The sequence below is a fragment of the Enterococcus sp. DIV0774 genome, from assembly GCF_050539095.1.
In the GTDB taxonomy this organism is placed as follows: domain Bacteria; phylum Bacillota; class Bacilli; order Lactobacillales; family Enterococcaceae; genus Enterococcus; species Enterococcus faecalis.
Map to the genome: position 1 here is coordinate 1,515,309 of NZ_CP172923.1, position 12,487 is coordinate 1,527,795.

The 12,487-nt window shown below is 38.2% G+C and carries 7 protein-coding genes; all 7 read right to left on the reverse strand.

Going from position 1 to position 12,487, the window contains the following annotated elements:
* Positions 1-39 precede the first annotated feature (39 nt).
* A complete protein-coding gene (locus IGL86_RS07385) occupies positions 40-5,667 on the reverse strand; it encodes a TIM-barrel domain-containing protein (RefSeq protein ID WP_033625835.1) in 5,628 nt (1,875 codons plus the stop codon).
* A 503-nt stretch (positions 5,668-6,170) separates the two neighbouring features.
* On the reverse strand, positions 6,171-6,566 hold the full coding sequence (locus tag IGL86_RS07390) for a hypothetical protein (protein ID WP_002361986.1): 396 nt from the start codon (positions 6,564-6,566) through the stop codon (positions 6,171-6,173).
* A 47-nt stretch (positions 6,567-6,613) separates the two neighbouring features.
* Complete coding sequence (adhP, locus tag IGL86_RS07395; RefSeq protein WP_010817394.1) at positions 6,614-7,630, reverse strand: alcohol dehydrogenase AdhP; 1,017 nt, start codon at positions 7,628-7,630, stop codon at positions 6,614-6,616.
* 208 nt (positions 7,631-7,838) lie between these two features.
* Positions 7,839-8,819, reverse strand: coding sequence for a DUF916 and DUF3324 domain-containing protein (locus tag IGL86_RS07400; RefSeq protein WP_033625837.1), 981 nt, complete (start codon positions 8,817-8,819; stop codon positions 7,839-7,841).
* A 98-nt stretch (positions 8,820-8,917) separates the two neighbouring features.
* Entirely contained in the window at positions 8,918-9,469 is a 552-nt protein-coding gene (locus IGL86_RS07405) for a hypothetical protein (protein WP_002357217.1), read from the reverse strand.
* A complete protein-coding gene (locus IGL86_RS07410) occupies positions 9,462-9,821 on the reverse strand; it encodes an LPXTG cell wall anchor domain-containing protein (RefSeq protein WP_016618298.1) in 360 nt (119 codons plus the stop codon). The genes IGL86_RS07405 and IGL86_RS07410 overlap by 8 nt, the downstream gene beginning before the upstream one ends.
* Positions 9,797-12,457, reverse strand: a complete 2,661-nt coding sequence (locus IGL86_RS07415; protein WP_033625839.1) for a bacterial Ig-like domain-containing protein — start codon at positions 12,455-12,457, stop codon at positions 9,797-9,799. The genes IGL86_RS07410 and IGL86_RS07415 overlap by 25 nt, the downstream gene beginning before the upstream one ends.
* Between the last annotated feature and the right edge of the window lie 30 nt (positions 12,458-12,487).

Sequence of the window (12,487 nt, forward strand, 5' to 3'; positions counted from 1 at the left end):
CTGTTTTTGTACAAATGCGCCTTGTAAGTTAATGATACGCTAATTTTGGTCTTTTTTATTTTTGAAGAATAATTTTCCTAAACCAATACTTACTATCAATAGAAAACCACTGATTGACCAGATTGGCGAAACAACTTCATTTGCTTTTGGCAAAGTACCAGAAGTGGTGGTTTTTGTTGTCGTTCCACCTGCTGCTGTGCCCTTTCCTGGACTGGTTACACCACCAGTCCCGCTAACCGTGCCATGATTTCCATTGTTGCCTGTAGAGTTGCTACTGATTGGCTCTTCTGCCATTGCTTCAATGGCTTGTGCTAAAATACTTAAACATTTGTCCACAGCTTCTTGCGTCGCATTTGGGTCCTCAACAAGTGCTTTTGCTTGTTTAATTGCTTCAGCTAAAGCTTCTTGCGATGCTTTTGTAAATTGTTTTGCTGCTTTAGGTTTCAAGGTTTCTGCTTTTTGAAGCAGTTCTCTCAACTTTGTTTTATCCGCTTGAAGGACTTGTTCCTCTAAACTATCCAAAGCAGTTTTTACATTTTTTTCAGCAGTATCAATTTGTTCTTGCCGAGCATTTTTATCAGCTAAAATCCCTTCCGCTTGGTCAATTGCTTCAGTTAAGCGCGCTTTAGACTCGCTGGTAAATTCTTTTCCGGCAGATGGTTTGATTGCTTTTGCTTTGGCTATCATTGCCTCTAAGGCTTTTTTATCTGTAACTAACGCTTCTTCTTGTAACCCATCGATGGCACTAGTTAATTCAGCAACCGCTTCATCAATCATTTTTTGATTAGCTGCTGGGTTTTCCAATGTGTTTTTAGCTGCTAAAAGCGCTTTTTGTAAATCTTGTAACGAGGAGGCAGTAAATTGGTGCCCTTCACTTGGAGTGACTTGCTGCGCTCGTTTGACAACTTCTTGTAATTGGTCTTTATTTACAAGTGGTACTTCTTTTAATTGAGCCATTGCAGTTTCCAATGCGTTTAGAGCCGCTGAGACTTCTTCTTTTGTCGCCGTTTCTTTCGCTACGATTGCTTCAGCCGCTTGAATTGCTTCTTGCAATTGTTTTTCTGTTTCTTTTGTAAATTGGTATCCTTCTTCCGGCTTTCTTCCTCGGGCTTGAGCGATTTGCTCTTTTAAGGTTTCCTTATCAACGGCGACGGGTTGTTCTTTTAATTGTGCAATTGCTTCACGCAATGTTTTAGTCGCTTGGTCTATTTCTTCTTGGGTAACTTTTTCTTGAGCAAATACTTTTTGAGCTGCTGCTAATGACTCTTCAAGAACTTTTTTAGTTTCTTCGGTGAATTCTTGCCCATCACTTGGTTTCTTCGCTAGCCCCTCTTGAATTGCTTTTTCTAAATCAGCTTTATTCGCTACATCAGGCATTTTTTCCAACTGACTTGCAGCCTTTTCTAGGTTTTCCGCGGCAGCAGAAACGTCTGTCTGTGTGGCTTGTTCATTGGCTAGAACAGCTACTGCCTCATCTAAGATTGGTTTAAAAATTGCCCAAGTTTCAGGCGTATATTCTTTTTCGACACGTGCTTGATTTAGCGTAATTAGCGCTTGTAATAACTCTTTATCTACTAGCTCTGTGGGCTTCACTGTTACAGAAAAATCTGAAAGTGTGGCTTGTTGGAATCCTTGGCCTACTAATAAGCCTTGACTCATATCAAATTGTAATGGCTGCTCAACAGTTGTCGCACGTTTTACGCGAGTTGTTTCTTTTACTTTAACTTTAAAGGTAACTAAGTCCATTGAACCATTTAACAATTGTTTATTTCCTTGATTACTAAGAACTAAATATAGATTCTCCACATCATTTGAATGTTTCCGATATTTAGAATAATTTTCCATTTGTTTTGTATTATTCGTGGTTGCAGGCTGACCGACAAGTTCAAATTTGCTAGAATCAAAGGACATTTTTGTGCTTAACGCATTAATGTTTTTTAAGTCTTGACCTTTAAGTGTAAAGGTTAATGTATCGCCAGGAAGATAGGTATCCTTGCCATTTTCATTAACCACAGCAAGGGATAAACCGCCCGCAATTTCTTCGACATCAGGTATCTCAATCCCACCATCTAATTGTCGTAAAACATAACTGATATCATAAGCATCAATTACCCCATTTTTATTTAAATCACCTTTTTCAACATAGCCATTAAAGTCACTGTCCACCGATTCTAAGCCTGTATAGTTTCGATAACTCATTGCATCATTTTCATCAATCGTTCCATCGTTAGTAATGTCTCCATGTAAGATTCCTTCTGTTCCTGGTTGTTTGTAAAAGAGCATCTCACGACCAGAGCCAAAATTACCCACCGATTTTAATACCTTCATTTCAACAAAACGATACGCTTGGTCCTTCGTTTCAATGGTTTTTGTCAAAGCATCTTGCTTCCAGTTAATAGGTTCTGAAAACTCTGTCCAATTAGCTCCATCTTTCGACGTCCGATACTGGAGTTGCAAAATATTTCCGTTGCCGGCATTGTCTCTTGGCAAGTATTCAATTTTATCCATTTGATACTCCGCACCAAGATCAAATTTTAAAGACAAGAAATTTCCATCACTTGGATTAGCGATGCCGGTTGACCAGTTCGTATGCCAACCTGTACTTAAATCTTTATCTGTTAATTTCTTCAATTCTGCACCCGGTTGTTCTGGTAAATTACTTGTTGCTTTGACTTGATTAATTGTTTCTTTATAGGGATCATCTTGTGTTTTCCCTTTAATCGGTTCACTCCATTCAGAGACCCCGTTTTTTCCAACAGCTCGAACTCGAAAAGTATGTTCGCTTAGGAAGGAAAATCCATCAAATGTTGCTGTATTCGTTTGAATATTTCCGAAAACAGTCCCGTCACGCTCTACTTCATAGCTTGTTGCCTCAGTTACTTGATCCCATTGAAGAGTCAAAGAAGATGGCGTTGTTTTTTCTTCATTGATTGCGACATTTGCCGGAATAGTTAACTGGTCATCGACCGTTGTATTTCCTCCGTCAACCGTTCCTTTATTAATGAAACCTTTGACAGTTATTTGAACATCTTTGGCGGTCACAGATTGTTTCGCTAGTTTTACTGATAACGCTGATTGGTTCAGTTTTTCTCCTGAAGCTTCAGAAAGATACTGATTCACTTGGAATTCTTTATCAAAATAATATAGATTTGTGCCAGCTAAAAATTCTTCTTTATTAGCTGCTTGTTTCAAGGTTACTTCTGTTCCCCCCACCATTGCTGTTACGCTTTCGGGCGCTTCTGAAGCTAGCAAATCAAGCGTGGTGCTTCGTTCATCAACAAAGCCTTTGTAACTTCCTTTTGTCGGTTCGATAGTAACGGTCAGATCCCCTTTTTCGTTTGATTTAGGGCCTTGACTATTTATTTTAGTCGTAGCTGATTGCCCAGCTTCATAACTAGTTGAAATTCCGTCATCTTCATACATATTAAAAGAAGTGGCGCCATTTGGATAAATCAAGAAAGATCGTTGATCCCGTTGGATTTCCTTTGGATTGTTGTTTGGATTCGTCATTGGGATAATACTACCATCTTTGACGAAAACGGGCACCTTCCACAGCGGTGTTTTTACTCCATTTAAGACACGGCCACCTTGATATTTTTCGCCTGTAAATAAGTCAACCCAGACTTGTTTTTCATCTGGTAAGTAGATTCCATCACGGATTGAATTTCCTGCCTCATCTTGATTGCCATTATAAATTGGGGCAACGAGTAAATTGGGTCCCCACATATATTGGTATTGAGAATCTTTTGTATATGCTGTTCCTTCATTAGGAAATTCTAAAGCCATGGCCCGTACCATTGGTAGTCCATCAACTGATTCCTTGGCAATACTGTAGTTATAAGGCATCATCATTGATTTTAATTTTAGATACGCTCGGTTCAAATCTGTGGCTTCTTGATCAAAAGCAAATGGCGTTTTTGGATTGGAGCCCCAGCCGTCCATATTTAGCTGCACTGGTGTAAAAGTTTTCCATTGGAAATCACGTATGTTGACCTCTTTATTTTTTCCACCAAAAATTCCATCCATATCTGAACCAACATTTGGTTGGCCAGACAATGAAGTCCCGATATATGTTGGGATATGGAAGCGAATATATTCCCATTGACCACCCGTTTGATCGCCTGTCCAAATACCAGCGTGCCGTTGGGTTCCGGCCCAACCATCTAATGAGACAATCATCGGACGAACTGCGCCGTCTGTTTCTTTTACAAAAACATTTGCAGCATCTTCTACACCATTTAAGCCAAAGGAATACCCATACCCAACCCACGCCACGTCAGTTTTGAGGGCTTTAACACCAGCGACACTAACTTCTTTCGCAATATCCCGTTCTCCTTTTTTAGGATTTTTAGGATCCGCTGGATGGAGATTAGATTGGGTCCACAGCCCCACTTCAACACCATTGGCTTGAGCATACTCTGTAAATTCTTTTAAGTTTTGTACATCGCCGTCCAATGAATCTGTTTGGCCATAGCCAGCACCGTAACCGTCATTTGGCAAGAACCACCCTAACGGCATATCGTTTTTCTTATATCGATCAATAACTGCGCGTGCAGAAAATTGATAATTCTCTTTTTCTCCATTTAAAGATTCTAGCGTGCCATTTAAGTTTCCTAGATCGCCTGGTTGGTATTCTTTGTAAAAATTACCATCTTCAAACTTAACTGCTCCCGCGGTTCCTTCTGCTACTTTCACCCAATAGTCCCGATTATATGCGTTTAAATGCGCTTCATAGAACCCGTATTCTGGCATCAAAGCTGGTTTCCCGGTTAATTCATAGTAATCTTTTAAAATACCTGCTGAGGAATCATTAAAGAAATAAAAGGCATCAAAATCTGTTCCTTCGTGCGTTGTTGTGGTTGTCTGTGGATCATGACTTCCAAAATCATAGTTGCCAGGTTTCCATGTATTTCGAACAACGCCATACCCTGCAGTTGACCAATAAAATGGGTTAGGCGATGCTACTCCGCCATCTACCCAATTGTTCGTATTGACAATCTGGATAGCTGTTCCTTTATGCGTAAATCGACCATTTTGAGTTCCTCCGCCAAAATAATTTTCTTGACTACTTTGTTTTAACGTTTGTGTAGCTTTATCATTTTTAAAGGATAGCGGAGCGGTTTCTTCTAAAATAACTTGATTCTTTTTCTTGTCTAGAACCTTCATTAAAGCGCTTTCTTTTTCGAATATAATTTTTAAACCATTATTTTCTAGAATAAATTGGTTTCCTGAATCTGTGATGTTCGTTTGCTCAAAGGCTTGTGTGCCATAGTCGGCCATTGTTTTAGCCGTAATTTTCGCAACATGCTTTGGATCATTTGGCGTTGGATATTCTTCAAATTTACCAGTTGGATCTAGATGATAGCGAAAAAGATGGTCGTTTAAAATACTAATTTGTGCTTTTTTGCCAGAAGCATACGTAATGACAAAGTTTTTCTCCGCTTTTTCAATCGACACAATTGCTCCGACTGACGTTGCTGAATCAGCTACGTCTTCTTTTGCTGTTTGCTCTTGCGCATCAACCACTTGAGAATCCATCGTAACAAACGAATGGAACGCCAATACAGACGAACTCACTAATAAAAATGTCAACCAGTGCTTTTTACCGTAAATTTTTTTACCCTGATACTCTTTGTTCATTTTTTCCTCCTTAAAATTGCTCCCCATAGAATAGTTCCGACACAATTACTCACAAAATCCAAAACCCAACAAAGTTTTATCCAGATGAAAAGTCATAACGATTTTCTTAGTTTACTGAGACTGTAAGCAAGTCAGTTTCAGTAAACCCTTCCTAAACACATCCTTTCAATAAAATATTAAATGAAAACAATCCATTTTCATCTTATATAAAAATTTTAGTACAGAATCACAATTTCCTAATGAATGCGTTTTCATTTGTTGACTACCAATTTTTCACTTTTTTAATAACATAATTATCGTATGATGGTTTTTTTGTGTTTGTCAACGGTTAATTATAGCAGCCACCATTAACAAGTATTAACCCTTGATAAACCTGTTAATTCACTTATAATGATGATTTTATTGCGAAAATATCCACATCAGAAAAAGAAAGACTTTTTTCAAAAATCTAATACCTGTTGCTCAAATCTAGTCTATTTAAAAATAATCAACACCCTCCTGCTCAGCAAGAGGGTGTTTAATAATTGTTTTTAGTGATTGATTTGACTTGCTGGTGTGAAAAGCAAACTAATGATGATGCCAACTATCAGTACCGCTAGCAATATAAAAATTAACTTTCCAAACCGGTGATAGGGATTGATCGAAAGCCCAATCCCATAAACTTTCGGAACCCATAAAGGAGGCGTTGGATTATCTTTTTGATCTTTATAGGCTATCTTTAAAATCTGCCACGCAAAATACAACAATGGTAAAACCATAATTACCCCAACTATACCTAGCCATTTTGCTAATAAATCACTGGTATGCAAAAGACTGATTGTCAGAATTGGTACAAACAAAAGAATAAAGCTAATTGTGGCTCCCACTTGTGCTTGCTTAAGCAGTCGTCTCTCACGGAGAGTAAGATTCGCAAACATTCCATCCATCCTTTCATGGTTTTCAGATTAAATCAACGAATCACTAAAAAACTAAATTAACTGCGAAAATCAATGACCATTCGCCCGCGAATTTTTCCTTGTTCCATTTCTTCAAAAATAGCATTAATTTCTTCTGGTTGACGTGTTTGACAAACAGGAACAACTTTTCCTTCTGCACCGAATTGGAAAGCTTCGCTTAAATCTTGACGGGTTCCAACTAACGATCCGACTACGTGAATGCCATCAAGAACAAGACGTGGAATAGATAAATCCATTGTCTCAACAGGCAATCCAACGGCGACAACCGTTCCTCCCGCACGGACTGCATCGACTGCGCCATTAAATGCTGATTTAGCTACCGCAGTGACTACTGCTGCATGGACACCGCCAATTTCTTTTTGAAGTTGTGCAGCAAAATCAGGATCTTTAACTGGATTAATTAAAAGATCAGCACCCATTTCTTTCGCAAAAGCTAACTGATTATCATTCACATCAACAGCTACTACTTTGGCATTAAAGACATGTTTGGCATATTGTAAAGCTAGATTACCTAGCCCACCTAATCCTGAAATCATTAGCCATTGACCTGGACGAATCCCAGATTCTTTTATCGCTTTGTAGGTTGTTACCCCTGCACAAGTAATAGAGGAAGCTGGCTCTGATGCTAAATTTTCTGGTACTTTCACCGCATAACCGTCTGTGACGATGCATTCTTCGGCCATGGCACCATCAACTGTATATCCAGCATTTTTTACTGAACGACAAAGCGTTTCTCGACCAGAAGTACAATATTCGCAATGCCCGCAGCCTTCATAAAACCATGCAACAGATGCACGATCACCAATCTTTAAACTAGTAACGTCTTTTCCAACCTCCGTCACAATCCCAATTCCTTCGTGACCTAAGGTACAACCGCTAACATCACCAAAATCTGCATTCTTAACGTGTAAATCCGTATGACAGACACCACAGACTTCCATTTTCAACCGCGCTTCATTATCTTTCAATGGACGCGATTCTTTTTCAACAATTTTTGTTGTTTTTCCTTTTGCTGCGACAATTGCTTTATACATGGTTCTTTCCCCCTTGTTTCTATTGTGAATCATTGAACAATAATAGTATAATACTACTTTCCAAAATAAGGAACACCAATGACTTGCGTAAATTAACGCTAATTTGACAATTTATCCTTGCTAGACAGCTATTCTTCCCTTATGTCATAGATAATTCATACTGGCATGATTTTTTCTGCATAATTGTCAACTATTTTAAAGGCAGGTTTTACAACTTCATTTTTCCCTTCTTTTTTCCTAAGATATAGCAGACGGCACCTAAAATAACTAGAATTAAAAAGGCCATGAGGTACTTAAGCCAGTGAAGGTTTTTGGCTTTATGATCAACAGAACGCTTATTATACTGATCAGCTTGCTTTTTGTTTATCGTGAAATCTTTTGAGAACGTCCAGCTCCCCTCATGGTTTTTCAACTTAATGGTATAGGTATAGTCTCCAGGTTTAAACGAATCTTTCAGTAAAATAGGTAGGTCAAACCTTGTGTTTGGTGCAAAACTAAGATTATTTTTCTTTTCGTGAATGATCGTTTTGTTTGTTCCTTTTTCTTTAACAAAAAAATCTCCTTCGACTTTTGACAATAACTTCCGCTGTGGATTTTTAATTTCCATCGAAACAGTATTGTGGCGGTTAATTTGCCCAATTTTAACAGAACCACTTTCCAATTTTGCAGGTATGGTCTCTGCTGTTTCATTCACCCGAATAGCAATCGTATGCATATAAACATTTTGAATCCCACCCTTGCTTTGGTCCCCAGCTATCTCTACAGGTCGAATCGTCACTCCACCTAATAAAATTCCTGAGAATAACTTTTCTGGCATCGTTATTTGAAAATCAATCGTTTGTGATTGTTTACCAGGAACAATAATGTCCTTCCTATTGGGACTAATCAAATCACTAAGTACCAAACTCATCGATGGATCTTTTTCAAAGCTACTTTTTGTATAGTCAACTATCCCATTACTATTTGTTGTTGCTGTATTTACCTGAACTTTAAATTTTTGAGGGTTCGGCGTAGTATTGGTTATCGTTAATTTGAATGTATCTTTTTGTTTCGGAGTTAATGTCATATCAAAAAAATTACTGGTTTTGTTATTTTGAGTTGCTCCGAAAACGGGTGTGACTGTATACGCATTCGCATTGTCAATTGTTGCTGAACTATTGGTATTAGACGGCTCTGCCCAGGCACGCATCGCTCCACCTAAACAGAAAATAGTCAATATAAAAAGTATCTTTAAAATTCTTTTCAATTTATCTGCCTCGTTTTCTTACATCGTTTTATGTTAAATTCTTAGGCGGGTGCTCCATCGATGGCATTCCAGACGATGGTCCCAGAGTAGGTATTTGCAGCAATACTTTTAGGTATATTTAGCGTTGCATTTAAATCGGCTGTCGTGACAGTGTCTGATAAACGGATATCACTTTTATCTAGCGAAATAATGGTTGAAGCATCTGTGGTTAAATCAACGCCCGTAAAGGTACCTTTTTCAGAAGATCCGTCAGGTTTTTTAGTGTCTAAATGAAGTGTCATTCCGTCTAAGCCAGTAACACCTTTTCCTTTATCTTCTAAATTCGCTGTCAGATACCAACCTGTATTCGTTGTCCCACGATTATCATTAATGATAAGTTGCGACTTGCTTTGATCTGGTTGCGTATGATCTTGGCCGTCTTTTGTCACCGTCCCAAAGTTAATTTGTGCTAATGGTGTAATGGTTAATCCGCCACCTAAAACCGACACATTCGCTGTGGTATTGGTATTATCAGCCGCATTCACAGTTTGTTGTCCAATTAAAAAGATTCCCGTTCCTAAAGTGACAGTTAAACCAATTATTTTTTTATTCATTATTTTTCCTCTTTTCTTTATAAAGTCCGACGATTAATGTACCTCCGAGTACCACGATTCCTAAAAGCGTCTCTTGAGACGTAATCTCGTTTGTTTTTGGTAAAAAATTAGGTTGTCCTCGTGAAGTTGGCATATCGTTAGTCTGAGGTATAAGCTCATTGGGATGTGGAACAATATCCTCACTCTCTTTCACTATTACCATGACTTTTGTGCCAGCTTGTGCGTCAGTTGTCTTGTCTTCAGCTTGTGCTTGAATTGGCAAACCAAGAATAAAGGCAACAAACAATAAATCATAGATAAACCATTTCACAGCTATTCCCTCTTCCCTTACGGTGTTGCTTCTAAGTTCCAAATTAACTGAGCTTCATATTTATCAGCAGGTGTGACTTTTGAAATAGTTAATGTGGGCAATAATTGTAATTTCGTCAAAACTTTTTTATTTTTGATAGATTGGTTACTTACATCAGCTACTAATTGTTGCTCATCGTTAACCATAATATTTTGCTCAGTTGTTACATAATCGACTGACTTTGGATTTAGCGTGAGATCAAGCCCTGCGTCTTTCCACGCTTGTGTTTTCTGATCATTTAAATTATAGGCTACTTCAAGCTGCCAGCCAGTTGTCCGATTAGGATCCCCCGTATCTTCAATGTTCATCTCACAACTTTTTAATGTCTGTGTTTGATCTTGGCCATTAAATTTTACGTTCTCAAAAGGCATTAGTTGTTCAGATAAGTGATAAAAGTCTAGACGATTAGAGTAATAGTAGGTCCAATCAACAGTAACACTTTTACTAAAACCTACTATTTTAGAGATATCATAAGTAATTCTATAGATGCCCGCTACTTCATCGTTTACCTGCTTAGGCGTATAGCGAATCGTTATCTTACTATAAGGAATGGACTGTCCATCATTATCTGTTGCACTATCAAAAAGACGTTTTGGATCGAAGGGCGTCCCTACAGAAAAGCTGCCGTTATGTGCACCAATATGAGCTGAAGAGGGAATGACTTCTAGTGCAGTCTGCGCCTCTAATCCTAGGTAGTTATAATCAATTTCATATTTACCAACCACTTTTGTATCCACCGCATCTACTGGGACCTTTTGCTCTCCGTCCAGTTTATATATGGTGACACTTACGTCTCGAAAATCACCTTTTTTACCATCTGGTGTTTGTAGGCTAGTCACTTCACTTTCTGGTTGCCATTGAGTATATTGATAAACCGTATCTTGAGATTTAACTTTAATTTGCGCTTGATCAATGTGTACAGCTAAACTTTTCTCATTTGAGTAGCTTTTAGATGTATCATCAACATCAAGAATTCTAAATGTTAATGTGTAATCTCCTGAAGTTGGTAAAGCATCTGCTAAACAGTTAAAACTAACGCAATCATCTGTGACTGGTAAATTTTTTAAATCTTGCTCCCCAATTTTATGAAAATCAGTTTGGGCAGCACCTGAAATTTTTTCTTCAATCTGAACTTTTCTAGTTGTCGGAGCCTTAACGGTTAGTTCTACTGGTATCTTTTGTTGCGGGTGAAATGTTGTTTGACCTTTAACAAAAGCTGCCTTTTCTAAACTTGGCACTTGGTATGGATCTATTGTGATGCGCATATATGTTTTATCTGTGGGCTCTGAAGAATCCGTTCCTGGCGGATTGACTAACGGCAGCCCACAACCATCTTTGCCACTAAATAAATAGGTTGTTAACCCGTTTTGTTGTTGTGAAGAGACATTCACATTGGCCTTAGGATCAACTGTGTGAGTATGAAAATTAACTACGCGCGCAAACCGTTGAGCAACATACCCATCTGTCCAATTAAGCGGATTGTCTTGTCTTTGGTTCATCGTAAACTTTGGTGATAAAAAATCCCCTGGTAACATCGTTTTGCTTTCAGGTATTTCAGGATATTCAGAGGCATCTTGGGTATTGTAATTGGATAATGGATTGTCTTTATCGCCGCTGTCCCATGGCGAGATATAAGAAGACCAAGTAGCCACTTTCCCAGTGATTCCAGTGATAATTTGATGATTCAAATTATTTGGATCTTGCTTTGCTGCTGCCGCTAAACTTGTCGCACGTAACCACATATCCGAACTAAACAATAGCCAATTATGATTAACCGTATTCGTTGTATCTGATTCGTAAGTTCGACCAAAAAAATCTGCCGACAACGAAAATTGATCACTTTCAGTACCATCTGACAAAACATTTGATACTGGTAAGCGATGTTTCGTTAAATTTTTATTGAGGGAATAATCCTTTGAATCGCCATCCTTCATTAAAGTAGCAACATCTAAATCAAAATGAAGTTCAAATTTTATGGCCGATTTGTCAGGTTCATGTCGCCAAATTTCATAAAGTTTAGTAAAAGAAAAATTAATAGTGTCCCCCCGTTCACAAAACATCACCTGATGCTCAGTATCAATTCCGCTATAATCTTGATCAGGATCACCCCATCCCGGTGAACCATCTTCTGAAGAACCGTTAAACGTCCGCATTCCTTTTGTGTTAACAATTGGTATTTGTGTGTGTTTTTGTCCACTAATTGAATAAAAATTTTCTGGATTATCCGCAAAAGCCTTGTCATAAGCCGCTTTAAAATTATCTGCACTTATATTTTCTGGCAAATGAAACATCAGTCCATATTGCATTCCTACAGTACCAAAAGAAAGAAACTTCAATGCTTCTGTATGAGAAGTGTCCACTGTTCCGTATAATTTTACGTGTAATTTTCCTCCAAATGATCCATCAGGACCACCACCACCGTCATGGCTTATCTCCATTCCATAAGGTAAATCAGTTCTCAAATCAATGGCTATCCCTCCCGCTTGATAGAGCGAAGCTGCCTCGCATTCTTGAAAATGCACGCTCAAAAAACAAGAAATCGATACCAATAGTAGACAAGAGTAAAAGAAATAAGCAATGCTTTTTTTTCTTTTGTAGGTTGGCATTTTCATTTTTAATTGTTCGTTGATTTTTTTCATTGCTTACTCACCTTGACCTTTTTTGGAATT

Bases quoted from the DNA above. Each gene is read 5' to 3' on its own strand.
- IGL86_RS07385 (WP_033625835.1), bottom strand. From the start codon at position 5,667: ATGGGGAGCAATTTTAAGGAGGAAAAAATGAACAAAGAGTATCAGGGT.
- adhP (WP_010817394.1), bottom strand. From the start codon at position 7,630: ATGTATAAAGCAATTGTCGCAGCAAAAGGAAAAACAACAAAAATTGTT.
- IGL86_RS07415 (WP_033625839.1), bottom strand. From the start codon at position 12,457: ATGAAAAAAATCAACGAACAATTAAAAATGAAAATGCCAACCTACAAA.
- IGL86_RS07390 (WP_002361986.1), bottom strand. From the start codon at position 6,566: ATGGATGGAATGTTTGCGAATCTTACTCTCCGTGAGAGACGACTGCTT.
- IGL86_RS07400 (WP_033625837.1), bottom strand. From the start codon at position 8,819: ATGCGTGCCTGGGCAGAGCCGTCTAATACCAATAGTTCAGCAACAATT.
- IGL86_RS07405 (WP_002357217.1), bottom strand. From the start codon at position 9,469: ATGAATAAAAAAATAATTGGTTTAACTGTCACTTTAGGAACGGGAATC.